Source organism: Streptomyces sp. NPDC039480, assembly GCF_055597165.1.
In genome coordinates this window covers 73,360-96,674 of sequence record NZ_JBVITX010000007.1, presented here as the reverse complement: position 1 = coordinate 96,674, position 23,315 = coordinate 73,360, and the positions used below count along the sequence as shown (strand labels likewise).

The 23,315-nt window shown below is 70.5% G+C and carries 20 protein-coding genes and 1 pseudogene; 11 read left to right on the top strand and 10 right to left on the bottom strand.

Annotated features, from left to right (window positions below; all coding sequences use genetic code 11):
- Nucleotides 1-109: 109 nt before the first annotated feature.
- Complete coding sequence (locus ACZ56E_RS22365; protein ID WP_471216625.1) at nt 110-1,000, top strand: aminoglycoside phosphotransferase family protein; 891 nt, start codon at nt 110-112, stop codon at nt 998-1,000.
- Here ACZ56E_RS22365 and ACZ56E_RS22360 read toward each other — a convergent pair.
- A complete protein-coding gene (locus tag ACZ56E_RS22360; RefSeq protein WP_471216622.1) occupies nt 990-1,538 on the bottom strand; it encodes a MarR family winged helix-turn-helix transcriptional regulator in 549 nt (182 codons plus the stop codon). The genes ACZ56E_RS22365 and ACZ56E_RS22360 overlap by 11 nt on opposite strands.
- Nucleotides 1,539-1,609: 71 nt before the next feature.
- On the opposite strand from ACZ56E_RS22360, the gene ACZ56E_RS22355 reads away from it, so the two are divergent.
- Nucleotides 1,610-1,978: a VOC family protein gene (locus ACZ56E_RS22355; protein WP_468612471.1), complete on the top strand. Its 369-nt coding sequence runs from the start codon at nt 1,610-1,612 to the stop codon at nt 1,976-1,978.
- Here ACZ56E_RS22355 and rox read toward each other — a convergent pair whose 3' ends face one another.
- Nucleotides 1,979-3,400 carry a rifampin monooxygenase gene (rox, locus tag ACZ56E_RS22350; protein ID WP_471216617.1) on the bottom strand — a complete coding sequence of 474 codons (1,422 nt, stop codon included), beginning with the start codon at nt 3,398-3,400 and terminating at the stop codon, nt 1,979-1,981. It lies immediately after the preceding gene.
- A 266-nt stretch (nt 3,401-3,666) separates the two neighbouring features.
- On the opposite strand from rox, the gene ACZ56E_RS22345 reads away from it, so the two are divergent.
- Nucleotides 3,667-6,171 (top strand): ATP-binding cassette domain-containing protein, encoded by a 2,505-nt coding sequence (locus ACZ56E_RS22345; RefSeq protein ID WP_471216614.1) that lies wholly within the window; start codon nt 3,667-3,669, stop codon nt 6,169-6,171.
- A gap of 131 nt (nt 6,172-6,302) precedes the next feature.
- On the top strand, nt 6,303-7,433 hold the full coding sequence (locus ACZ56E_RS22340) for a MerR family transcriptional regulator (RefSeq protein ID WP_471216612.1): 1,131 nt from the start codon (nt 6,303-6,305) through the stop codon (nt 7,431-7,433).
- Nucleotides 7,434-7,669: 236 nt separating this feature from the next.
- On the opposite strand, the pseudogene ACZ56E_RS22335 reads toward ACZ56E_RS22340, so the two are convergent.
- A pseudogene (locus ACZ56E_RS22335) lies at nt 7,670-8,014 on the bottom strand (winged helix-turn-helix transcriptional regulator); the annotation flags it as partial.
- Nucleotides 8,015-8,093: 79 nt separating this feature from the next.
- Between ACZ56E_RS22335 and ACZ56E_RS22330 the strand changes: the two are divergent.
- A complete protein-coding gene (locus ACZ56E_RS22330; protein WP_471216609.1) occupies nt 8,094-8,981 on the top strand; it encodes an NAD(P)-dependent oxidoreductase in 888 nt (295 codons plus the stop codon).
- On the opposite strand, the gene ACZ56E_RS22325 is transcribed toward ACZ56E_RS22330, so the two are convergent.
- Both ACZ56E_RS22325 and ACZ56E_RS22320 read right to left on the bottom strand, forming a co-directional pair.
- A complete protein-coding gene (locus ACZ56E_RS22325; RefSeq protein ID WP_471216605.1) occupies nt 8,968-10,158 on the bottom strand; it encodes an alkene reductase in 1,191 nt (396 codons plus the stop codon). The genes ACZ56E_RS22330 and ACZ56E_RS22325 overlap by 14 nt on opposite strands.
- A 132-nt stretch (nt 10,159-10,290) precedes the next feature.
- Complete coding sequence (locus ACZ56E_RS22320) at nt 10,291-10,875, bottom strand: TetR/AcrR family transcriptional regulator (protein WP_471216603.1); 585 nt, start codon at nt 10,873-10,875, stop codon at nt 10,291-10,293.
- 174 nt (nt 10,876-11,049) lie between these two features.
- Here ACZ56E_RS22320 and ACZ56E_RS22315 point away from each other — a divergent pair, with 174 nt between their 5' ends.
- Entirely contained in the window at nt 11,050-11,715 is a 666-nt protein-coding gene (locus ACZ56E_RS22315) for a peroxiredoxin-like family protein (RefSeq protein ID WP_471216601.1), read from the top strand.
- Nucleotides 11,716-11,800: 85 nt separating this feature from the next.
- Here the strand turns inward: ACZ56E_RS22315 and ACZ56E_RS22310 are convergent, their stop codons facing one another.
- Nucleotides 11,801-12,775: a helix-turn-helix domain-containing protein gene (locus ACZ56E_RS22310; protein WP_471217196.1), complete on the bottom strand. Its 975-nt coding sequence runs from the start codon at nt 12,773-12,775 to the stop codon at nt 11,801-11,803.
- 132 nt (nt 12,776-12,907) lie between these two features.
- Between ACZ56E_RS22310 and ACZ56E_RS22305 the strand changes: the two genes are divergently transcribed.
- Nucleotides 12,908-13,849, top strand: coding sequence for an NAD(P)-dependent oxidoreductase (locus ACZ56E_RS22305; RefSeq protein ID WP_471216599.1), 942 nt, complete (start codon nt 12,908-12,910; stop codon nt 13,847-13,849).
- Between the two features lie 130 nt (nt 13,850-13,979).
- Nucleotides 13,980-15,455, top strand: coding sequence for a peptidoglycan D,D-transpeptidase FtsI family protein (locus tag ACZ56E_RS22300; RefSeq protein ID WP_471216597.1), 1,476 nt, complete (start codon nt 13,980-13,982; stop codon nt 15,453-15,455).
- Nucleotides 15,456-15,459: 4 nt separating this feature from the next.
- Here ACZ56E_RS22300 and ACZ56E_RS22295 read toward each other — a convergent pair whose 3' ends face one another.
- Nucleotides 15,460-17,529: a HelD family protein gene (locus ACZ56E_RS22295; RefSeq protein WP_471216594.1), complete on the bottom strand. Its 2,070-nt coding sequence runs from the start codon at nt 17,527-17,529 to the stop codon at nt 15,460-15,462.
- Between the two features lie 72 nt (nt 17,530-17,601).
- On the opposite strand from ACZ56E_RS22295, the gene ACZ56E_RS22290 reads away from it, so the two are divergent.
- Nucleotides 17,602-18,258: a TetR/AcrR family transcriptional regulator gene (locus ACZ56E_RS22290; RefSeq protein ID WP_471216592.1), complete on the top strand. Its 657-nt coding sequence runs from the start codon at nt 17,602-17,604 to the stop codon at nt 18,256-18,258.
- 15 nt (nt 18,259-18,273) lie between these two features.
- Here ACZ56E_RS22290 and ACZ56E_RS22285 read toward each other — a convergent pair whose 3' ends face one another.
- A complete protein-coding gene (locus ACZ56E_RS22285; RefSeq protein WP_471216590.1) occupies nt 18,274-19,383 on the bottom strand; it encodes a phosphotransferase in 1,110 nt (369 codons plus the stop codon).
- A gap of 206 nt (nt 19,384-19,589) precedes the next feature.
- On the opposite strand from ACZ56E_RS22285, the gene ACZ56E_RS22280 reads away from it, so the two are divergent.
- Together ACZ56E_RS22280 and ACZ56E_RS22275 are read left to right on the top strand one after the other, a co-directional pair.
- Nucleotides 19,590-20,357: an HAD family hydrolase gene (locus ACZ56E_RS22280; RefSeq protein WP_471216588.1), complete on the top strand. Its 768-nt coding sequence runs from the start codon at nt 19,590-19,592 to the stop codon at nt 20,355-20,357.
- A gap of 60 nt (nt 20,358-20,417) precedes the next feature.
- Nucleotides 20,418-21,395: a hypothetical protein gene (locus tag ACZ56E_RS22275; protein ID WP_471216586.1), complete on the top strand. Its 978-nt coding sequence runs from the start codon at nt 20,418-20,420 to the stop codon at nt 21,393-21,395.
- Here the strand turns inward: ACZ56E_RS22275 and ACZ56E_RS22270 are convergent.
- Nucleotides 21,384-22,415: a phosphotransferase family protein gene (locus tag ACZ56E_RS22270; RefSeq protein WP_471216584.1), complete on the bottom strand. Its 1,032-nt coding sequence runs from the start codon at nt 22,413-22,415 to the stop codon at nt 21,384-21,386. The genes ACZ56E_RS22275 and ACZ56E_RS22270 overlap by 12 nt on opposite strands.
- Nucleotides 22,416-22,586: 171 nt before the next feature.
- On the bottom strand, nt 22,587-23,291 hold the full coding sequence (locus ACZ56E_RS22265; RefSeq protein ID WP_471216582.1) for an HAD family hydrolase: 705 nt from the start codon (nt 23,289-23,291) through the stop codon (nt 22,587-22,589).
- Nucleotides 23,292-23,315: the final 24 nt, after the last annotated feature.

Sequence of the window (23,315 nt, the reverse complement as noted above, 5' to 3'; positions counted from 1 at the left end):
GCGGTACCCCCGGAGGTGCAGCGCTAAATCAGTCGACAGGCAGAGTCGCGGCGCATTGTGATGAATCCTGCCGTCCGCCGTACGGAGTGGACCGACCGCAGGAGTTGTCTTGGCGAGCGCGAGCACCGCGGATATTCGGCCCGAGATTGATGCCGTGCTCGTCAGGCGCCTGGTCGACAGTCAGTTTCCTCGGTGGGCCGGGCTGCCTCTGGAGCTGGTTGATCCGGCCGGGTCCGACCATGTGATCTACCGGCTGGGCGAAGAACTGGCCGTTCGGCTGCCCCGGCATGCCGACGCCATCGGTCAGGCCAGGAAGGAGTTCCAGTGGCTGCCCCGGCTCGCTCCGCACCTTCCCCTGGCCGTTCCGGTGCCGGTGGGGGTGGGGGAACCCGATTTTGGTTATCCGTGGCCTTGGGCGGTGGCCCGATGGCTTGAAGGTGACGTGGCGACCGTCGACGTGCTGGCCGACTCCACCGAGGTCGCTGTCGAGCTGGCGCGCTTCCTGGCTGCTCTGCAGCGGTTCGCCCCCGAGGGCGGGGACGGGGGCGAGTGGCTCTCCAGTTGGTCGTTGTCCGAACGGGATCGTGCGACGCGGGTCGCCATCGCGGAGGTCGATGGCGTCTTCGATGCGGCGGCGATGACCGAGCTGTGGGATGCGGCCCTGCGTGCCCCCGGATGGGACGGGCCTCCGGTGTGTTTTCACGGTGACTTCCACACGGGCAACCTGCTGACCACGGCCGGTCGCCTCAGCGCCGTCATCGACTTCGGCGGGTTCGGCATCGGTGACCCGGCTTGCGACCTGATGATCGCCTTCACTCTGATGACGGCCGGCAGCCGGGCCGCCTTCCGTCACGCGCTCGGCGTGGACGACGCCACATGGCTGCGAGGGCGCGGCTGGGCCCTGGCCACCGGTCTGAACGCCTACACCTCCTACGCCGCCACCAACCCCAGCGTCGCCGCGCAGACCAGTCGGCAGATCACCGAGGCGCTCATCGGCTGACGGGGGTCTCAGTAGCGCCCCCGCCCTTGCCCTCGCCCTCCCGTAGCGAGTGGATCATGCTCTGCAGGATGCGGGACGCCCCCGACCGCTCGTCCTCGGTCATGCCGGACAGCATTCTGACCTCGACGGACCGGACCGCCGCGGACGCCTCCTCCAGGCTCCGGCGGCCGCGTGGCGTGAGCCGTGCGGGCAGAGCCTTTCCGACGGGGGCCTCCGCGGGCCTGGTCACGTAACCGTCCCGCTCCAGGGTCTGGAGCAGCACGTTCATCGACTGCCGCGTCACGAACGCGCCGCGCGCGAGCTCGGAGTTCGACAGGCCCGGCCGTTGGGCCAGCAGTTCGAGGCAGGAGTAGTGCGTCACGCTCATCCCGAGCGGCCGCAGCACCTCCTCCATGGCCGAGCGCAGGACGCTCGACGCCTGTTTCAGGAGGTAGCCCAGGGATGTCTCCAAGTCGACGCCGGCTCCGGCTCCGGCCCCATTTCCAGCTCCGGTTCCGGTTCCGGCCTTGGCCTCAGCCTCGACACCCTCTTGATTCATGTCAGCATTCTGACATAGCTTGACCCGTGGCACCCGTGTCAGAAAGCTGACACACAAAGAAGGAGCTCGTCATGCCCGTCACCGGTCCCGACTTCATCTCGTTCCAAGCGCGCGACCTCGACGCTTCACAGGCGTTCTACGAGCAGTACCTGGGCCTCGTCCGCTCGCAGGCCGGGCCTCCGCACGCCGTCGTCTTCGAGACGAAGCCGATCGCGTTCGCACTCCGTGAGGTCCTTCCCGGCACCGATCTCGCGTCCGTCGCCCAGCCCGGCATCGGTGCCGCGATCTGGCTGCACGCCACCGATGTCCAGGCCATTCACGACGCTCTCGTCGCCGACGGACACACCATCGTCTCCGCGCCCGTCGACGGGCCCTTCGGCCGGACCTTCACCTTCGCCGACCCCGACGGCTATCAGGTCACGCTCCACGACCGCGCCTGATCACTCCGTACCGAACCACCTCCGCACCGCGCGGCCCAGCTCCTGCTGGTCGTCGCCGGCCCACGCCACGTGGCCGTCCGGGCGCAGCAGCACCGCGGGGGCGTCCAACTCCTCGCTGACGTCGACGACGTGGTCGATCCGGTCCGTCCAGCCCTCCACCGAGAGGCGGCCGGTCTGGTCGAGCAGCAGGCCGCGGCCCTCGTGCATCAGGTCGTAGAGGCGGCCGCGCTTCAGCTCCAGGTCCCGCAGCCGCTTGCCGAGCAGGGCGTGGCCCTCGCCGAAGTCGTACCGGACGCCGATCGCGGTGATCTTCTCGATGAGGTGGCGGTTCACCTCATCGATGTCCATCAGCTCGGCGAGGAGCCTGCGCACCGCCTGCGGGCCCGGCTCCTGGGACATCAGCTCCATCTGCGCGCGGGTGTTGTCCAGTACGGCGGCTGCCACCGGATGCCGCTCTTCGTAGTAGCTGTCCAACAGACCTTCCGGCGCCCAGCCGTTGATCTCGGCGGCCAGTTTCCAGCCGAGGTTGAACGCGTCCTGGATGCCGAGGTTGAGCCCCTGCCCGCCGGTCGGCGGGTGGATGTGCGCGGCGTCGCCGGCCAGCAGCACCCGGCCGACCCGGTACCGCTCGGCCTGCCGGGTGGCGTCTCCGAAGCGGGAGAGCCAGCGCGGCGAGTGCACGCCGAAGTCGGTGCCCGCGAACGCCCGCAGCTGCCGCTGGAAGTCCTCCAGAACCGGCGGGGTCACCCGGTCCTCGGACACGCCGTCGGCGGGCACGATGACGCGGTACACCCCGTCACCGAGGGGCATGGCGCCGAACCGCAGCTGGGTCTTGCGGACTTCGGCGACCTTCTCCGCGAGCTCCTCGGGCGATACGGCCACCTCCATCTCGCCCAGCAGTGTCTCGGCCCTGCTCGGCTCGCCGGGGAAGCCGACTCCGAGCAGCTTGCGCACCGTGCTGCGGCCGCCGTCGCAGCCGACGGCGTAGCGCGAGCGCAGCCGGGTGCCGTCGGTCAGCTCGACGGTCACGCCGTCGTCGTCCTGGCTCAGCCCGGCCACCTCGCAGCCGCGCCGGACCTCGACGCCGAGCTCGGCGGCGCGCTCGGCGAGCAGGCGGTCGGTGACCTGCTGCGGGATGGCGAGGACGTACGAGTGCGCCGTGTCGAGGTCGGCGGGCCAGGTCTTGCCGAGGCCGGCGAAGAAGCCGCCGACCGTGAACTGCTTGCCGAGCGGCAGGAACCGGTCGAGCAGCCCGCGTTGCGCCATCACCTCGATGCTGCGCACGTGCAGGCCCTGCGCACGAGACTGCTTGGTCGGCTCCGTCTCCTTCTCCAGTATGAGAACGCGTACGCCCTGCAGCCGCAGTTCGGCCGCCAGCATCAAGCCGGTCGGGCCGCCGCCCGCGATGATCACGTCGACCATGCAATCCCCCATGTCAGTCCCCGGTTTGTCGAGCTCGTCGTTGCTACGAGCGGTGATTGTGCAGGACCACCGGGGTCTTGCCGCAAGGCCCCCTGTGCGCTATAAGTTGAGAGTGGCAAGGAGTGCGTAACCCTCCTTGCCTTTTTCTTTTCTCTCTCCTCCCGTCCGAGGCCGCCTCCGACGTCCTGTCCGAGAAGCGACTGTCAGACCCCCCGGCTAGCGTGAAAAACGCACGACGCCGCGTGCCGGACCTCGATGGAGAGACCATGAGCACCAGGAAGACGAGCACCAGGAACGCCGCCGACAGCCACGACCTGATCCGCGTGCACGGCGCCCGGGAGAACAACCTCAAGGACGTCAGCATCGAGATCCCGAAGCGCCGCCTCACGGTGTTCACCGGCGTCTCCGGTTCGGGCAAGAGCTCGCTGGTGTTCGACACGATCGCCGCGGAGTCGCAGCGGCTGATCAACGAGACGTACAGCGCCTTCCTGCAGGGCTTCATGCCGACGCTCGCGCGGCCCGAGGTCGACGTGCTCGACGGTCTCACCACCGCGATCACCGTCGGCCAGCAGCGGATGGGCGGCGACCCCCGCTCCACCGTCGGCACCGCCACCGATGCCAACGCGATGCTGCGCATCCTCTTCAGCCGCCTCGGCGAACCGCACATCGGCCCGCCCAGCGCGTACTCCTTCAACACCGCGTCGGTCCGGGCGAGCGGCGCGATCACCGTCGAGCGCGGGAACAAGACGAAGGCGCAGACCGCGACGTACCGGCGCACCGGCGGCATGTGCACGGGCTGCGAGGGCCGCGGCACGGTCTCCGACATCGACCTCACCCAGCTCTACGACGACTCCAAGTCGCTGGCCGAGGGCGCGTTCACCATCCCCGGCTGGAAGTCGGACAGCCAGTGGACCGTGCAGGTGTACGCCCAGTCCGGCCTCGTCGACCCGGACAAGCCGATCCGTGAGTACACCAAGAAGGAGCTGCAGTCCTTCCTGTACGGCGAAGCGGTCAAGGTGAAGGTCAACGGCGTCAACCTCACCTATGAAGGACTCATCCCCAAGATCCAGAAGTCGTTCCTGTCCAAGGACAAGGAGTCGATGCAGCCGCACATCCGGGCGTTCGTGGAGCGGGCGGTCACCTTCACCACCTGCCCCGAGTGCGACGGCACGCGCCTCAGCGAGGGCGCGCGCTCGTCGAAGATCCGGCGGAGGAGCATCGCCGACGTCTGCGCGATGGAGATCAGGGACCTGGCCGAGTGGGTCCGCGGCCTCGCGGAGGCGCCCCCGGGACGGAAGGGCGGCGCGTTCGGGAGCGTGGCGCCGCTGCTCACCGCGTTGCAGCAGACCCTCGACTCGTTCGTGGAGATCGGGCTCGGCTATCTGTCGCTCGACCGGCCCGCGGCCACCCTGTCCGGTGGTGAGGCGCAGCGCGTCAAGATGATCCGCCACCTCGGCTCCTCCCTCACCGACGTGACGTACGTCTTCGACGAGCCCACCATCGGCCTACACCCGCACGACATCCAGCGGATGAACGGACTGCTGCTGCGCCTGCGGGACAAGGGCAACACCGTGCTCGTCGTGGAGCACAAGCCCGAGGCGATCTCCATCGCCGACCACGTCGTCGACCTCGGCCCCGGCGCGGGCACGGGCGGCGGCACCGTCTGCTTCGAGGGGACCGTCGAGGGGCTGCGGGCCTCCGACACCGTCACGGGCCGCCACTTCGACGACCGGTCCTCGCTGAAGAAGAGCGTGCGCGAGCCCACCGGGGCACTGGAGATCCGCGGCGCGAACGCGCACAACCTGCGCGATGTCGACGTCGACATCCCGCTCGGAGTGCTCACCGTCGTCACCGGCGTCGCGGGCTCCGGCAAGAGCTCGCTCGTGCACGGGTCGGTCCCGGCCGACGCGGGCGTGGTGCGGGTCGACCAGACCCCGATCCGCGGCTCGCGGCGCAGCAACCCGGCGACGTACACCGGACTGCTCGACCCGATCCGCAAGGCGTTCGCGAAGGTCAACGGCGTGAAGCCGGCGCTGTTCAGCGCGAACTCCGAAGGCGCCTGCCCGACGTGCAACGGCGCCGGCGTCATCTACACCGACCTGGCGATGATGGCGAGCGTCGCCACCCCGTGCGAGGACTGCGAGGGCAGGCGGTACCAGGCGTCGGTCCTGGAGTACCGGCTCGGGGGCCGTGACATCAGCGAGGTCCTGGCGATGTCGGTGGACGAGGCGGAGGAGTTCTTCGGCCCGGGCACCGGCTCGGGCTCTGGCACTGGCTCCGGCTCCGGCTCCGGCTCCGGCTCCAAGTCCAGGTCCGGCTCGGGCTCCGGCTCGGACTCGGGTTCCGGCGAGGCGCACACCCCCGCCGCCCACAAGATCCTGCGGCGCCTCTCGGACGTCGGGCTCGGCTATCTCAGCCTCGGTCAGCCGCTCACCACGCTGTCCGGCGGCGAGCGGCAGCGGCTGAAGCTCGCCACGCACATGGGCGACAAGGGCGGCGTCTACATCCTGGACGAGCCGACCACCGGTCTCCATCTCGCCGATGTCGAGCAGCTGCTCGGCCTCCTCGACCGGCTCGTCGACTCGGGCAAGTCGGTCATCGTCGTCGAGCACCACCAGGCGGTCATGGCGCACGCCGACTGGATCATCGACCTCGGGCCGGGCGCGGGCCACGACGGCGGCAAGATCGTGTTCGAGGGCACGCCCGCCGACCTCGTCGCCTCCCGCTCCACCCTCACGGGCGAGCACCTCGCGGAGTACGTGGGCGGCTGACCCGGCGCGTCGGGCCGGCGGCGGAGCCGCGACGGAGTCGCGGTTGACCTTCACCTTGGGGGAAGCCGCAGCATCGGTGGGGCCGGGCGAAGTGCCCGGCCGAGGAAGGGGGCCGAGGAGGGGGGGCGGGCATGGGGATGCTGACCATCGGGGCGTTCGCGAAGGCGTCCCGGCTGTCGCCGAAGGCGCTGCGCCTCTACGACGAGCTCGGTCTGCTGCCCCCGGCCCGCGTCGACCCCGTGACCGGCTACCGCCTGTACGCCCCGGACCAGTTGGACCGGGCCCGGCTCGTCGCCTGGCTCCGCCGCCTGGGCATGCCGCTCGCCCGCATCCAGCACGTGTGTGCGCTGGACGCGGGGGCGGCGGCACGGGAGGTGCGGGCGTACTGGGCGCGGGTCGAGGCCGAGACCGCCGCCCGGCGGGACCTGGCCGCCTTCCTCGTCGACCACCTGTCCTGGAAGGACTCCGCCTTGTCCGACGACACGACCCCGACCACGCCCCCCGCGACATCCCCCACGATGTCGCCCACCCCCAAAGCCGTTCCCTTGGGCATTCGTTACGCCGCGCTGTCCGACCCCGGACTCGTCCGGGAGAGCAACCAGGACACCGCGTACGCCGGTTCCCGCCTCCTCGCCGTCGCCGATGGGTTCGGCCGCGGCGGCGCGCCCGCGAGCGCCGCCGCCGTCGACACGCTCAAGCGCCTGGAGACCGAGACCATCCCCGCGGGCAGCCTCCTCAACGTCCTGGAGGACGCCGTCGAGGAGGCACGGCAGGCCGTGGCAGGGGTCACGGGACCACCGCAGGAGGACGGTGACGGTACGACGCTCACGGCGCTGCTCTGGACCGGCTCGCGGCTCGCCCTCGTCCACATCGGCGACTCCCGCGCCTGCCTCCTGCGCGACGGCGAGTTCTTCCGGATCACCCACGACCACACAGTGGTGCAGTCGCTGCTCGACGAGGGCCGCATCACCCCTGAGGAAGCGGACTCCCACCCGCAGCGCTCGCTCCTGATCCGGGCCCTCACACCCGGCTCCGACGCCGCCCCCGACCTGCGTCTGCACGAGGCCCGGGCCGGTGACCGGTACCTGCTCTGCTCCGACGGCCTGTCCACCGTCGTCCCGGACGAGGAGGTGCGGCGTGTGGTCACGACGGTCGCCGACCCCGAGCAGGCCGTACGGGACCTGGTCGAGCTGGCCAACGGCCGGGGCGGCCCCGACAACATCAGCTGTGTCATCGCCGACGTGGTGGAGCTCCAGCACTGACCCCGAAGCCGCCCCGCGCCCCGCCTCCGATGGCCACTTTTAAGTGGGTACTTGGCGGAGGCCGGCTCAGCGGCGAACCTGGAGGGGCAGCGGAGCGCACGAGCCGGGCGAGAGGGAGGAGGGGGTGAGGTGATTGCGCGTCACGATGCTTGCTGGGCCGGGGCTTCCGGCCGGGCCTCGGCCTTCTCGGCGGCCTCGGCGGCCTCAGCAGACTCAGCGGCGTCAATGGCCTCAGCGGCCTCAGCGGCCTCAGCCAGCTTGTCCAGCCGCCGGTGGCCCCAGTCCGACAGCGGCGCCAGCGCCTCGCACAGGTCGCGGCCGAACTCCGTGAGGGAGTAGACGGTCTTCAACGGCCGTACGTCGTACACCTCCCGGTGCACGAGACCGTCCGCCTCCATCTCGCGCAGCGCCTGCGTCAGCACCTTCTCCGTCAGCCCCGGCAGCAGCCGGAGGATCTCGCCGGGGCGGTGCGGCCCGCTTTCGAGGGGCCAGAGCAGCGCCGTCTTCCACTTGCCGTCGATCACCGCGATCGCGGCGGTCACCCCGCACACGTTCGGGTCCTGAGCCCGGCTGCGCGTCACATCAATCCCTTTCGAACGCCGTCATGCGCTTCCGCATGCCGTCACGCACATTTACGCATATTCACAGGGAGTTGGATCAATGTCCTCGCACAACGAACAGCCCGCCGTCACCGTACTCGGCCTGGGCCCGATGGGCCGTGCTCTGGCCGCCGCGTTCCTGGCCGCCGGGGTGCGCACCACCGTGTGGAACCGGACGCCCGGCCGGGACGGCGAGCTGGTCGGGCAAGGCGCGGTGAGCGCCGCAACGGCCGAGGAGGCGGTGGCGGCGAGCCCGTTGACCGTCGTCTGCGTCGTCAACTACGACGCGTCGGACGCCGTCCTGCGCCGCGACGCCGTCACCGCCGCGCTTCAGGGACGTACGGTCGTGAATCTCAGCGCCGACACCCCCGGCCGGTCGAGAGACACCGCGAACTGGGCCGCCACGCACGGCGTCCGGTACCTGGACGGCGCGATCATGACCCCGACCCCGACCATCGGCACACCGCACGGGGTCTTCCTGCACAGCGGTGACGCCGAGCTCTACGAGGAGCACCGCCCCGTCCTCGAAAAGCTGGGCGGCACCCACACGCACCTCGGCGAGGACATCGGGCGGGCGGCGGCGTACGACATCGCGCTGCTCGACTTCTTCTGGACCTCGATGACCGGCCTCATGCACGGTCTGGCGGTGGCGAAGGCGGAGGGTGTCACCGCGCAGGAGCTGGCGCCGTTCGCGAAGGGCATCAGCGCGATCCTGCCCGCGATCATCGACGGGGCGGCGGTGGACGTCGACAAGGGCAGCTATCCCGGCGACGGCAACCCGATCACGTCCGCGGCCTCGACCATGGCCCATGTCGTCCACGCCTCCGAGGCCCACGGCATCGACGCGGGCGTCATGCGCGCCGCCGAAGGCCTGGTCCGACGCGTCATCGACGAGGGCCACGGCACGGATGGCCCGGCCAGACTCGTGGAACTGCTCAGCCGCCGCTGAGCCCGCCACCGCTGAGCCCACCACCGCTGAGCTCGCCACCGGTCCGGCCCCCGAGCGTCGGATAGTCCGTGTAACCCGCCGCCCCACCGACGTACATCAGACCCTTGTCCCGCAAGGGGTTGAGCGGTGCGCCCACCCGCATCCGCTCGACGAGGTCGGGGTTGGCGAGGAACGCCCTGCCCAGCGACACCAGGTCCGCGCCGGCCGCGAGCAGCCGCTCACCGGCGAGCCTGCCACCGTCGGCGGGCAGCGGTCCGCCCCAGCCGAGGACCGGGTTGGCGATGAGCGTGCCCGGCCAGCTCGCACGGATCCGTCGGAAGAGGGCGCTGTCGGGGTCGGCGAAGACGACGTGGAGATAGGCGAGGGCGCCGATGTCGACGAGGGCGTCGACGAGCTGCGGATAGATGTCCTCGGTGTCGCCCTCCTCGATGCCGTTGACGGTGATGCCGGGCGCAATGCGGACGCCGACCCGCTCGGCGCCGATCGCGTCGGCGACGGCTCGGACGACCTCGACCACGAAGCGGATGCGGTGGGCGACCGGGCCGCCGTACGCGTCGGTGCGGTGGTTGGTGTTGCGGGCGAGGAACTGCTGGAGGAGATAGCCGTTCGCGGCGTGCACCTCGACGCCGGCGAAGCCCGCGTCGACGGCGCGGCGGGCGGCGGCAGCGAAGTCAGCGACGGTGCCGCGGATATCCTCGGCCGTCATCTCCCGTGGTACGACGGCGGGTTGGTGCCCCGAGGGCGTGTGGACGGTGTCCGGGAGCGGGACCGGCGAGGGCGCGACGGGCGTGAACCCGCTGTTGTCCGGATGCCCGACGCGGCCACCGTGCTGAATCTGCAGGAACATCCGCCCGCCCGCATCGCGCACCGCATCGGTGACACGCCGCCACCCGGCGACGTGCGCGTCGTCGTGGATCGCCGTGATGTTGGCGTACGTCTGTCCGACCGCGTTGGGCGTGGCCGCCTCGGCGACGATCAGCCCCGCCGAGGCTCTCTGGGCGTAGTACGTGGCCATCACCGGCAGCGGGACACCGTCGGCGGAGGCCCGGTTACGCGTCATGGGCGCCATGACGAGCCGGTTGGGAAGACGGAGGGAGCCGAGCCGGCCGGGCTGGAGGAGCGGGGAGTCGACGGCGGTGTGGCCGGACGCGGTGGGGGTTTCGGTGGTGATGGTCATGGTGTGCTCCCTGTCCCGTGGACTCGCCGCACCGTTCCGGCGGCGGCTGCTGCTCCTGCTGACAGGGACGACTGTGCTCCGGAGCGCTTCGGGAATCCTGACGGTCCGCTGATGCCTCCCCGAGCGTCGGCGTCACCCCAGCGACGCGAGCGCCGCGTCCACCGTCCGGCGCAGCACCGCGGCGTCGGCCCCGGCGCGGGAGCGCAGGTTGATCCCGTACGCGAGCAGGACGAGCACCTCGGCCGAGTCGTCGACCGACACGGCCGGCCCCAACTGGCCTCTGTCGCGCGCCGTCACGAGTGCCGTCCGCATCGCGTCCCGTAGCCGTTCGTGGTGGTTGTCCAAGAGGGCCCGGACCTCCGGGTCGGCCTGCTCCGCCCCGGCATGGGCGTTGACCACCATGCAGCCCCACCCCGCGTACGGACCCTCGCAGCGCAGGGCGATCAGCGCCTCGAAGAAGTCCCGTACGCCCGGCAGCCCCCGGTCGTCCTCGGCGATGGCCCGGAACGCCCGGTGCGAGTGGTCGAGCACGTAGCGCCGCAGGGCGGCCAGGTACAGCTCCCGCTTGCCGCCGAACGTGGCGTACAGGCTGGAACGGTTGAGGCCCGTCGCCCTCGCCACCGCCTGGATCGACGTCGTGGCGGCACCGTGCTGCCAGAAGAGCCGGACCACACGGCCCAGCGCCTCGTCGGGATCGAAGTGCTTGATGTCGGGCACGAGTTGGTGCTCCCGGGTTCTCACATTTCCTGGAACGGCAATTCCAAGATAGCCCTTGACGCCCACCCCGCCCCTCGCCATCCTGAGACGACCGATCCTGAAACGTTCGTTCCAAGTTCAGCTCGCCCCGAGCCCATAAGCGCGCCCAGACCGCCATGAAAGGCCACCGCCGCCATGAGCCTCAAGGACGAACTGCTCGACCTCTACAAGAACGGCCACCGCAGGCTCCCCCCGGATGTGCTGGACATCATGGACCGGGCCGCGACGGAGCTCGCCGCATCGGGGCTCACCGAGCGCGCGCTCGCGGTAGGCGCCCCGGCCCCGCGCTTCACGCTCCCCTCGGCCACCGGCCGGCCCGTCTCCCTCGAAGGCCTGCTCGCCGAGGGCCCCGTCGTCCTGACCTTCTACCGCGGCGCCTGGTGCCCCTACTGCAACATCGCTCTGCGCGCCCTCCAGCGGCACCATGACAGCTTCGCCGCCCGCGGCGCCCGCCTGGTGGCCGTCTCGCCACAGATCCCGGACGAGGCGCTCTCCCTCACGGAGAAGGAGCAGCTCGGCTTCGACGTCCTCAGCGACATCGGCTCCGACGTCGCCGAGCGGTACGGCGTCGCCTTCGACCTCTCCGAGGAACTCGGCGCCCTGTACGACCGGTTGGGCTTCGAGCTGAGCCGGGTGAACGACGGTCACGCCCGCACCCTGCCACTGCCCGCCACCTACGTCATCGACCGCACGGGCGTCGTCCGCTGGGCGTTCGTCGACACCGACTACACCGTGCGCGCCGAGCCCTCCGACGTCCTGGACGCGCTGGACGCGCTGGACGCCCTGGATACGCCGGCCTGACCAGTGCCGGGTACGCCGACACGAAAAGGGCGGCAAGCGGATCACCGCCGCCGTGAACACGGTCGGGCACCTGGGTGGCGCCTGGTCAAGCAGCCGGACGACCGCTGAAGAAAGACCTTCGGTAGTCGCCCGGCGACACCCCCACCTGCTTGAGGAAGTGGTGCCGCAGGTTGTTCGCCGTGCCGAGGCCGCTCAGTTCGGCCACCTTCTCCAGCGGCAGGTCCGTCGACTCCAGGAGGCTCTGGGCGCGGGCGAGGCGCTGGTTGAGGAGCCACTGGAGGGGTGTCGTGCCGGTGGCCGCCTGGAGGCGGCGGTAGAGGGTGCGTGGGCTCATCGCCGCCCGGCGCGCCAGGTCGTCGACGGTGAGTGGCCGGTCCAGGTGTGCGCGGGCCCATTCCAGTACGGGGCCGAGGCCCGCGTCGTCCGTCTCCGGCACGGACAGGTCGACGAACTGGGCCTGGCCGCCCGGCCGGTGGGCGGGCACGACCATGCGGCGCGCGAGCTGGTTGGCGACGTGCGCGCCGAGGTCGCGGCGGACCAGGTGGAGGCAGAGGTCGAGGCCCGCGGTCAGGCCCGCGCTGGTCAGGACGTCGCCGTCGTCCACGTAGAGGACGGAGTCGTCGACGGTCACCTTGGGGTGCCGGGCGGCCAGCTGGGCAGTGTGCATCCAGTGGGCGGTGGCCCTGCGGCCGTCGAGGAGGCCCGCCTCGGCCAGCGCGAACGCCCCGGTGCACAGCGAGACCATGCGGGCGCCCGACTCGTGGGCGGCGCGCAGCGCGTCGGTGAGGCCGGCCGGCAGCGGTGCGCCCTCCTCGACGCAGGCGTCCGGCACCGAGGTGACGATCACAGTGCCGGCTCCGGCGAGGCCTTCGAGGCCGTAGGGGGTGCGAAGAGCGATCCCGAAGTCGCCGCCGTCCGGCTCGCGTTCCCCTGTCGTGCACAGCCGCAGGTCGTACCAGTGGTCGGACAGGTCGGGCTGCGGCTTGCCGAACACCGTGAGCGGGATGCTCAGTTCGTACAGGTCCCAGGACGGGACCCCGATCTCGTCGGCCACGACCACGGCTACGGAACCAGCGCTCATCCCGTGAGCGTACGAGGGTGCCAGCCGCCCGCGGGCGGCTGGCAGGAATTTGGTGGTCAGCGTCACCACTGTCACTGTCCGGGTCCGACGTCCCCTGCGAGCGTGGTCCCCATGGACGCACAGAACAGCCCCGCCCCCGTAACCACTCCCGCCCCTGCAACCACTCCCGCCCCCGTGACCGTCATCGGCCTCGGCAACATGGGTTCCGCCCTCGCCGCCGCCCTCCTCGACCGCGGTCACCCCACCACCGTCTGGAACCGCACCCCGGAGAAGGTGAAGGCGCAGGCCGACCGCGGCGCGCACGTCGCCGCGACCCCGGCGGAGGCCGTCGCCGCGAGCGGCCTCGTGCTCGCCTGCGTCCTCGACTACGACGCGCTGCACACCGTCCTCGACCCGGTTGCCGAAGCGGGCGGCCTGGCCGGGAAGTCCCTGGTCAACCTCACCTCCGGGTCGCCGGAGCAGGCCGAGGCGATGGCCGCCTGGGCCGACGCGCACGGCGCCGGGTATCTCGACGGCGGCATCATGACGACCCCGCCGGGCGTCGGCAGCCCCGAGATGATGTTCCTGTACAGCGGCTCGGAGACCGTCCTCGAAACCCACCGCCCCGCCCTCGCCGCGCTCGGCGACCCGCTCTACCTGGGCGCGCGGCCCGGCCTCGCCTCGCTGTACGACTCCGCCCTGCTCGGCCTGATGTGGGCGACGTTCACCGGCTGGCTGCACGGCACCGCCGTGGTGACCGCCGACGGGCCCCCGGCCACGGACTTCACCCAGGTCGCCCTGCGCTGGCTGACCGGCGCCGTCTCCGGCTTCATGACGACGTACGCCCCACAGGTGGACGCCGGACGCTATCCCGGCGACGACGCCACCGTCGACGTACAGATCGCGACGATCGACCACCTCGTCCACGCCGCGCGGGCCCGGGGCGTCGACACCTCGCTGCCCGAGCTCCTGAGGTCGACGATGGAGCGCGCCGCGGCCGCGGGCCATGGGCAGGGCAGCTTCGCGAGCGTCATCGAGGTGCTGCGGGCCCCCGGCACCCCCGCCACGCCGTAGCCACCGTCACCCGGATTCCCCTCCCCCGCCACGCCTTGGCCACCGTTACCCGGATTCCCCTCCCGTGCCGGGGCGCGAGCCGTCACCATGGGCGGAGGAGTTCGGTCACCGGCACCGGGGGGAGCCACCCATGAACCGTCCGCTGCGGCACATAGCCGTCTTCTGCGGGATCCTCACGCTGGCGCTGCTGCTGCGGGCGACATGGGTGCAGTTCGCCGAGAACGACGAGCTGGCCAACCACGACAAGAACCGCCGCGTGCAGATCGAGGCGTTCTCCCACCCCCGCGGCGACATCATCGTCGGCGGCAAGTCCATCACCGGTTCCAAGAAGACGTCCGGCACCGACTTCGCGTACAAGCGGACCTTCAAGGAGGGACCGATGTACGCACCGGTGACCGGCTACTTCTCGCAGGCGCAGGGCGGCACCTTCCTGGAGGGTGTCCACAACGGCATCCTCAGCGGCAACGACGACCGGCTCTTCATCAAGCGCACCCTCGACATGCTGACCGGCAAGAAGCAGCAGGGCGGCGACGTCGTCACGACCATCGACCCCGAGGCGCAGCGGGCCGCCTACGAAGGCCTGGTGAACCTGAACGCGAAGGGTGCGGTGGTCGCCCTCGACCCCCGCACCGGCAAGGTGCTCGCGATGGCGAGCACCCCGTCGTACGACCCGTCGGTGTTCGCGGGCATCTCCCCCGAGGAGGGCAAGAAGTTCAAGGAACTCGAAAAGCGCGCGGACAAACCGCTGAGCAACCGCGCGCTGCGCGAGATCTACCCGCCGGGCTCCACCTTCAAGATCCTCACCGCGGCCGCCGCCCTCGAACACGGCGTGGTGACGGACATCGACGAGCGGACCGACGCCGAGACCCCGTACAAACTCCCCCTCAGCGCCACCCGCATCGGCAACGACGTGCCCGACGCCAACTGCGACAAGGTGTCGCTGAAGACCGGCATGCAGTGGTCCTGCAACAACGTGTTCCTCGACATCGCGCTCAAGGTCGGCAAGGACAAGATGCGGGAGACGGCGGAGCAGTTCGGGTTCAACGAAGAGCAGTTCATTCCCGTACGCGCGGTCGCCAGCAGCTATCCCGAGAAGCTCGACAAGCCGCAGACCGCGCTGACCGGCATGGGCCAGGGCAGCCTGACCAGCACCCCGCTGCAGATGGCGATGGTCACGGCGGGTCTCGCCAACGACGGCGAGGTCATGAAGCCCTATCTGGTCGAGGAGTTGCGCGGCCCCGACCTGTCGACGATCGAGAAAGCATCCCCCGACGCGCTGAACCAGGCGGTCTCCGAGGAGACCGCGAAGACGGTGCAGGAGATGATGGAGAACACCGTCGAGAACGGCACCGCGAACAAGGCGCGGATCGACGGTGTCACGGTCGGCGGCAAGACCGGTACGGCCCAGCACGGCGCGGACGTCAACGACGAGCGCCCGTACGCGTGGTTCGTCTCCTACGCCAAGAACGGCGAGGGCGAGTCCCCCGTCGCCGTCGCCGTGTTCGTCGACCCGTCCAACATGGACATCCCGCGCTCGGAGATCGCCGGCGGCAAGCTGGGGGCGCCGATCGCCAAGGCGGTCATGGAGGCGGTCCTCGACCGCTGACCGCTCACCCTGTCGTGGGCTGTGCCTCCCAGGGCAGCGGCCTGCTGTGCAGGACGTCGAGGCGGGAGACCGCGCGGGTCAGGACGACGTACAGCCGGTGCAGGCCGCGCGGTTCGGCCTCCGCGATCTCCGCGGGCTCGACGGCGACGACATGGTCGTACTCCAGGCCCTTGGCGACCGACGCGGGCAGCACGGTCACCCGCGCGCCCAGCTCGTCGGGGCCCGCGCTCCCGATCCCCGCGGCGTCCAGAGCGGCGCGCACCCGGTCGACGCGCCGGTCGGCGGCGATGACGCCGATGGACCCCTCCCGCCCGAGCGCGTCCCGCACTGCCGTGACGACGCCGGCCTCCACCTCCGCCGCCGGCACCTCCCGCACCCGCAGCTCCCCGTCCGCGCGCAGCGACCGGGCGGGCGGTACGTCCACGTCGAGCAGCCCGAGCAGTTGGTTGGCGAGTACGACGACGGCGCGCGGCACCCGGAACCCGGTGGTCAGCGGCGTCACCGCGGCATCCGGCTTGCCCAGGTGGGCGAGGAGCTCGGGCCAGCTGCGGGCCGCCCACGGGGTGGTGGCCTGTGCGAGGTCGCCGAGGACGGTCAGCGAGCCGAAACCGGCGCGGCGCGCGATGGCCCGGCACTCCATCGGTGACAGGTCCTGCGCCTCGTCGACGACGATGTGCCCGTACCCCGCGGGCCGTTCGAGCAGCCCCTCGATCTCATCCATCAGGATGAGGTCGGCGGCGCTCCACTTCGCGGACTTGTACGAGCGCGGGGGCCCGGCCCACAGGATCGCCCGCTGCTCCTCGGCGTCGAGGACGCCGTCGGCCGCGGCGGCGAGCGCGCCCGCGTCGCCGAGGAGGCCGGCGAGCACCTCGTCGGCCCGCAGCCTGGGCCAGGCTCCGTCCACGAAGGCGCTGACGGGCCGGGACCGGCCGATCCGCTGCACCCAGGTGTTGTTCCGCGGTCCCGCCCGGCGCTCGGCCTGCTCCTGAACGGCCCGGACGACCCGGCTCCGCACGCGCTCGCGCCCGACCGCGTACGGCGGCTCCTCGCCGCGCACGTCCTCGATGATCTGTTCCAGCTCGCCGAGCTCCACCCGCCAGCGGTACGAGCCGTCCGGCACCGCCAGGGGCTCGGCGGGCGGCGCGACGCGGGAGTACAGCGCGCGGCGCAGCACCTCGGCCATCCGGGCGTCGTGCTTGACGAGGGCGGCGGCCGGGTCGTCGTGGGCGCGCACGGGGTGCCGGGCGACCTCGTCCTGGACGGTGGACTGCCGTACGCCGGTCTCGCCGAGGGAGGGCAGCACCTCGGCGATGTAACGCAGGAAGGTGCGGTTGGGCCCGAGGATGAGGAGCCCGGAGCGCTGGACGCGCTGGGGGTGGGTGTAGAGCAGGTAGGCGGCGCGGTGCAGTCCGACGGCGGTCTTTCCCGTGCCGGGGGCTCCCTGCACGCAGACGGAGGCGGCGAGGTCTCCGCGTACGAGGTCGTCCTGCTCGGGCTGGATGGTGGCGGCGATGTCGCGCATGGGTCCGACGCGGGGCCGCTCGATCTCCCCGGCAAGAATCCGACTCCCTTCGGCGCCCTCCCTCTCTTCCAGGTGATCGTCCCCTCCCAGGTGCTCGTCCTCCATGCCGGTGAGGTCGGCGGAGTCGCCCTTGCTGCCGGGGGCCCAGCCGAACCGGCGGCGGACGGCGACGCCCTGCGGGTCCTGCACGCCGGCCTGGTAGAAGGCGCGGGAGACGGGGGCGCGCCAGTCGACGACGAGGGGTGGGGCGGAGGGGTGCTCGGTGATGCGGAGGCGCCCGATGTGGTAGCGCTGCCCGCGGTGCTCACCGGCGTCGGCGTCTTCGCCGAAGTCCAGGCGTCCGAAGAACAGCGGTGCTTCGGGGAGCTCCCGCATGGCTTTGGCGTGGCTGCGGAACTGGTAGCCGAGCACTTCGGCGTCGGCCCCGGACGCGGAGACGTCCGCTCCTCCGGCCACTTGTTCCTCGGCGCCTTCGACCATGCCGGCGAGGGCGGCGCGGCAGGCGTCGTGGTAGCTGCGTTCCCGGGCGAGGGCATCAGATGTGAACGTCATGCCCACCAGCGTAGTAAATAACGTAACCGAGTTAAATTTCTAACCGCATCTCACTGCGTCTAGACTGTCCCCATGTCCAGCGACCACACGCAGACCGGCCCGCCCACCGCCACAGGCCTGCGCGAACGCAAGAAGCGGCGCAGATACGAGGCGATCTCCGAGACGGCGATCGCCCTCTTCCTGGAGCGGGGCTTCGAGAAGGTCTCCGTCGCGGAGGTCGCGGAGGCGGCGGAGGTCTCCAAGCCGACGCTGTTCCGCTACTTCGCCTCGAAGGAGGACCTGGTCCTGCACCGCTTCGCCGACCACGAGGACGAGGCGGCCCGCGTGGTCGCCGCCCGCGGCGACGCCACGGCGCTCGACGCCCTGCACGGCCACTTCCTCGACGGCCTCGACCGCCACGACCCGGTCACCGGCCTCTGCGACGCCCCCGCCGTCCTGGCCTTCCACCGCCTCCTCTACGGCACCCCGTCCCTGGTGGCCCGCCTCCACGGCTACCAGAACCGCTCCGAACAGGCCCTCGCCACGGCCCTCCGCACCACCCACGGCGGCACCCCCCTGGAGGCCCGCCTCGCCGCCGGCCAGATCATCACCGTCCAACGGATCCTCGCCGAGGAGAACTGGCACCGCATCGCGACGGGCGAACCCGCGACCACCGTCCACCCGGACGCGGCCACCGCCGCACACGGCGCGTTCGAACAACTGCGAACGGGAGTCACGCGTTACGCGTGAGCGAGCGGCCCGGGATCATTCGTCGTGGCCGCTGCGCACCAGCGCCGCCCCTGTGCGCATCCACTCCTTCAGGGCCTCCATGATGTGCCACTGCGTCGGTACGGACGTCAGCCCGAGGGGGACGGCGGCGCAGCTGAGGACTTCCCGGATCCTCCGGCCCGCATGGAAGTACGGCCAGCGGGAGGACCGCGGCCCCGCGTCGAGGGTGAGCGCCGTGCGAATGACATCGGTGAAGGCCGACTGTGCCCGCTTGTAGTCACGGAGGACCGGCAGGTCCCGTGCCCAGCCCTTCGAACTCCCCGGTCTGGCGGCCTCGACCGCACCGCACCAGCGCCGGATCACCTGCTCCGCCTGGTCGGGGCGGTAGCGCATCAGATGGAGGTGGGTGGCGAGGTCGTACACCGGGTCGCCCACCATCGCCAGTTCCCAGTCGATGACCCACAGCCGCCCCCCGGGGTCGACGATGAAGTTCTCCCTGTGCAGGTCGCCGTGGAGCAGCGCGAAAGGTCTCCGCGTCATGCGTGGGACGTTACTGCGCAGCTTCTCGAAGCATTTCTCACCGATCCCGAGTGCGTGGAAGAGGCCGCCGAAGGCCTGTTCGTTCCGCACGTAGACCTTCTCCTCGGTGAAGCAGATCAGCCGCTCCAGGAACCCGCCGGTGTCGCCGTCGGGCGGCCGGTCCTCCAGCACACATCTGCGCTCCACGGCGAGCTTCCCCGGCTCGACTCCCACCAGCTCCCCGAACAGCTCGATGATCTGGCTGATCAGCGGCTCCGGAATGACGTCGGTGAAGCTGAAGCGTGACCCGAGCGTCCGGCCCTCGATGAACCTCTGCAGCCCGATGCCCCCGATGTCGATGACTTCCGGGATCCGGGTGATGTGCCCCGCCAAGGCACGCACGAGCTCGTCCTCGGAGCCGAAGCACCGCCGGTCGAACCAGAGCAGATCCCTGCGTGGCTCCCGGCACTTCCAGCGACGGCCATCGCCGCCCGCCACCGGATCGCCGGGCAACGGGAACACGTAGGTCTCGTGGTGGTAGCCCTTGAGAGGGCCTTCCAGAGCCTGCCGGTCACCGCTCATCCGAGCGGCCCGCGCCCGCGCCGCAGACGTCGCTTCGGATGACATCGCCCGTCTTTCAGCCTGGGACCGATCCGATGGTGGAGGAGTGGAGCAGGATACCCATGCGGCGAGGTACTCCCTGTCCAGAGCCGCTCAAGTGACGGCTTCGATCCCACGCAGGAGCGAATCCGCGCTAGCCCGTACGAGGAAACATCGCGACGGCACACCGCACGCGTTGGCCAAACGAACGCCCGCGGTCCAGACTTGCTGGAATGACATCCCAGAGCCCCTCAGGCGGCCTGCCGGGCCGGGGCGAACGGGGCGTCCTCATCCGCCTGCTGAAGGACGCCGACGCGCTCCTCCTCGACTTCGACGGGCCGATCACGCGATTCTTCGCCGGTTATCCCACGGCGCCCGTGGCCGAAGAGGTCAAGAGCCTGATGTCGGAGCGCAAGGTGCGCCTGCCGGACCGGGTGCGGGCCTCAGACGATTCCCACGGCCTTCTCCAACTCCTCAGAAGCGAGGTGTTCACCGAGGCGAAACCGGGACACGAAGACCAGAAGACGCTCGAAATGGCCGAGGGCATCGTGACGCGTCACGAGTACTGGGCAGCTGCTCAAGCCCGCCCGGAACCACACATCGAACCCCTGCTGGCCGCCCTCGCACAGCGGGACAAACGCCTCGTCATCGTCAGCAACAACGCCGAAGGCCCGATCTGGGCGTTCCTCGAACGCGTCGGCCTGGCCGGCCGGTTCGAAAGAGTCTTCGGCCGAGACCCGCACGAGCTGCGCCACATGAAGCCGCATCCCCACTGCGTGAGCAGCGCCGTGAAGCATCTCGCTCTGGAACCGTCGGCGTGCCTTCTGGTCGGGGATCAGCTGACCGACCTCGCCGCCGCCCATGCCGCGGGCACGCCCTTTCTCGGCTACGCCAGGACCGAGGCCGTAGCCGCCGATATGCGGAAGCGGGGAGCCGCCTGGGCCGGGAGCACCCTGGCCCCACTCATCACAGTCGCAGCAGAGGCCACGGGCACCAACTGACCTCTGGTGCCTAAGAGTTGGCGCCGCGATGATGGAGCGTCGCTACCACAGGGGGTCGGTTTGCCCGCACGCCGCCCGGACGGACATGGTCGACCGTCGGCCCTCGCCGAACTGAAGCAGCGCGTCTCGGACATGAAGACCGGCCTCATCAAGACGCTCCTGGCGGCCACGGCCGCTCTCGGCGTGGCGGCGCAGCTCGTCGAGCCGCTCGGTGACGCCCTCAAGGAACAGCCGCTTCTCGGCGGCTCGTTCGCCGCGGTCGTCGCCCTCATCCTCTTCGACGCGATCAGCGACGCCACGGACCGTGAGGTCACCGGCGTCGAGGTCTACGGCACCTTGAGCGACCTCATCCCTCCCGCCAGGGAGGCCTTCGAGGCGAAGCACATACGGATCTTCTTCTCCGGGTTCACCATGGAGACTCTCTACGAGGTCATCCGAGACGGCCTCATGGAGATCTATGACGGCAGGCTGCAGCCGAAGCGGCTGACCCTGCACATCATCGTCGTCCACCTGGAGAACCCGATGAACCTGCCCGGTGCCCTGGCAACGGACCGGCACCACAGCGGGAAACTCCTCTTCCACGATTCGCCAGAGAACCGCAAGCGCATGCGCGAGGACTTCACCCTCAAGTACTGGGGGAGAATCCGTACCCTGCTCGACGCCATCCAAAGAAGGCACCCTGAAGTCCACATCGAGTGCGAGGTGCGTGAATCACCGCACGGCCCGCAGTCCAAACTCTTCATCCTCAATGAGGAGCAGGCCATCTACGGGACGTACGGAATCAAGAAGGAGACGTTCACGCGGGACGGCCGGACACACAAGATCCTGGACGCCGCGGGTTTCGGCATCAAGCACGGTGAGGCCAGGTACATCGGCTGGGACGCGCGCTCCCGCACCAAGTCGACCCGGCAGGTGGCCAACTACCACATGGCGTGGTTCCAGAACCTGTGGGAGGTGCTGGAAGAGGTCAAACCGGCAGTGCCAGTGATCCGCGACCCCGTGTGGGAGCCGGCTCGGGGGGCCGGCTCAGCGCCGTGAACCGTGCCACTGGCGCAACGCCTCCCGCACGTCCCGCTCGTCCGGCACATCCACCACCCGGAGGGGTTCGGCCGCGCGCCGCACGGCCCGGCGCACTCGCGCCGTCGCGGCGACGAGATCCGCCTCGGCCGGGACCGCCGGCAGGGCGAGCGCCGCACGCATGATGTCGGGGAAGACGGATTGGGCGTACTCGAAGTCCACGTAGGCGGGCAGGTCGGTGGCCATGCCCGCCGTCATGTCGACGTGGCCGGCCCGCCGCATGGCCTCGGCCCACAGCTCCGTCATCCGGCTCTGCTCGTCCTTGTCGTACTCCATGCGTACGAGGTGGGTGGCGAGGTCGTGCAGCGGGTCGCCGTACATGGCCAGTTCCCAGTCGATGACGGCGATCTGCTTGCGGTCGACGACGACGTTGGCGCGGTGCACGTCGGTGTGCAGGAGGCAGAAGTCACGCGGTGTCAGCCTCGGGTGGGCCGGGTCGTCGCGGAAGGCCGCCATGGCGTCGGGGCGAACCCCCACGGCCGCGAAGAGTTCGCCGAACTGCGGGCGGTTGGGAACGTGCACCCGCTGCTCGGTGAAGGTGATCAACCAGTCGAGGAACTCCTGGCTCTGCCCGGACTCCGGCCAGTCCGCGGGCCTCGGTGGCAGTTCCTTGCCCGGCACGGACGCCGTTCTGGCGAAGAACTCCGCGAACGAACGCATCATCGGCTCGCCGACGGGCCCTTCCGGCTGCAGCTCGGACAGCGCGCGCCCGGCACGGTAGGAGTGCAGCGACCAGTCGCCGAAGTCCCGCAGGCAGACGGGTACTTCCTCGAGGTAGCGGCTCACCACGGCCAGAAGTTCGGGCTCGCTCGGCCAGATGCGTGGCGCCACCACCACTGCTTCGCGCGGCATCCGGCATTTGACCCGGGCCCGGAAGGGCATCGTGCGCAGCAGCAGGGCGAGGCGCCAGCCGAGCGGCACTACGTAGTTGACGTTGTGGTGGCCCTCCATGACCTGGCGGTCCGGGTGTTCCCGGTGCAAGAGGGCGAATTGACGAATCCAGAGTTCTCGGGGCCAGCTCGTCGGCTCCTCAGGGGAGGGCCGAGGGGGAGGTGACGGCATGAGCGGACAGGTTAATCCTCGACCGAGGCCGTTCCTGCCACTTGCCACATAGTGGATGCCAGCGGCGACTGCCGGTGTGATGTCCGCTTCCTACCGGACCTTCGGCTCCCCCATGTCGTACACGACCCTGGCCAGCAGGTCGAAGTCCGTGACCAGATGCTTCGCGCCGGCCTCGCGCAGCAGGCCGGCCTTGCGTTCGTTGCGCGCGAAGCCGAGGAAGCGCACGCCCGCCGACCGTGCCGCCACGTAGTCCGACGGCGCGTCACCGATCATGAGGGTGGCGGCCGGCTCCGCTCGCATGGCGCTCAGGGCTCGGTTCACGCAGTGCGGGTCGGGCTTGAGCAGGCTCAGATCGCGGGTACGTCCGTATATGTGCGGGGCGAAGCACCCCAGGAGCCCTCGTGTCTCCAGGTAAGTCGCCGCAGTCGCGGGGGCGTTGTTGGTGGTGACCGCCAACCGGGCGCCCACGGCCGCCCAGGTGCGGATCAGCCGGTCGACGTGTGGGGTCGGCCAGGCGGACGCCACGGCGCTCAGCTCCATCTGGGTCAGCCACTCCTCCAGCTCGCCCACCAGGTCACTCCCTGGGTGGCGTCGGGCCACGGAGTCCAGCACGACGAAGGGGTCCGCCGATGCGCGTTCGTCGTCGGGGAGGAGGCCGTGCAGCCCCCTTTCCTCCAGCACCTGGGCCAGCCCCTTCGCCGCCTGCTCGGCCGAGTGACCGGCGAAGAGACGGCAGATAGGGCCGTCGAAGTCAAAAAACACCACGCGGACAGGAGTGATCAGGCTTCGAAGCATGCTGATCTCTTCTTGGGGCTTCTC

Coding starts and splice junctions, on each gene's coding strand:
- ACZ56E_RS22360 (WP_471216622.1), bottom strand. CDS start 1,538: ATGAATCAAGAGGGTGTCGAGGCTGAGGCCAAGGCCGGAACCGGAACC.
- ACZ56E_RS22355 (WP_468612471.1), top strand. CDS start 1,610: ATGCCCGTCACCGGTCCCGACTTCATCTCGTTCCAAGCGCGCGACCTC.
- rox (WP_471216617.1), bottom strand. CDS start 3,400: ATGGTCGACGTGATCATCGCGGGCGGCGGCCCGACCGGCTTGATGCTG.
- ACZ56E_RS22345 (WP_471216614.1), top strand. CDS start 3,667: ATGAGCACCAGGAAGACGAGCACCAGGAACGCCGCCGACAGCCACGAC.
- ACZ56E_RS22340 (WP_471216612.1), top strand. CDS start 6,303: ATGGGGATGCTGACCATCGGGGCGTTCGCGAAGGCGTCCCGGCTGTCG.
- ACZ56E_RS22330 (WP_471216609.1), top strand. CDS start 8,094: ATGTCCTCGCACAACGAACAGCCCGCCGTCACCGTACTCGGCCTGGGC.
- ACZ56E_RS22325 (WP_471216605.1), bottom strand. CDS start 10,158: ATGACCATCACCACCGAAACCCCCACCGCGTCCGGCCACACCGCCGTC.
- ACZ56E_RS22315 (WP_471216601.1), top strand. CDS start 11,050: ATGAGCCTCAAGGACGAACTGCTCGACCTCTACAAGAACGGCCACCGC.
- ACZ56E_RS22305 (WP_471216599.1), top strand. CDS start 12,908: ATGGACGCACAGAACAGCCCCGCCCCCGTAACCACTCCCGCCCCTGCA.
- ACZ56E_RS22300 (WP_471216597.1), top strand. CDS start 13,980: ATGAACCGTCCGCTGCGGCACATAGCCGTCTTCTGCGGGATCCTCACG.
- ACZ56E_RS22295 (WP_471216594.1), bottom strand. CDS start 17,529: ATGACGTTCACATCTGATGCCCTCGCCCGGGAACGCAGCTACCACGAC.
- ACZ56E_RS22290 (WP_471216592.1), top strand. CDS start 17,602: ATGTCCAGCGACCACACGCAGACCGGCCCGCCCACCGCCACAGGCCTG.
- ACZ56E_RS22285 (WP_471216590.1), bottom strand. CDS start 19,383: ATGTCATCCGAAGCGACGTCTGCGGCGCGGGCGCGGGCCGCTCGGATG.
- ACZ56E_RS22280 (WP_471216588.1), top strand. CDS start 19,590: ATGACATCCCAGAGCCCCTCAGGCGGCCTGCCGGGCCGGGGCGAACGG.
- ACZ56E_RS22265 (WP_471216582.1), bottom strand. CDS start 23,291: ATGCTTCGAAGCCTGATCACTCCTGTCCGCGTGGTGTTTTTTGACTTC.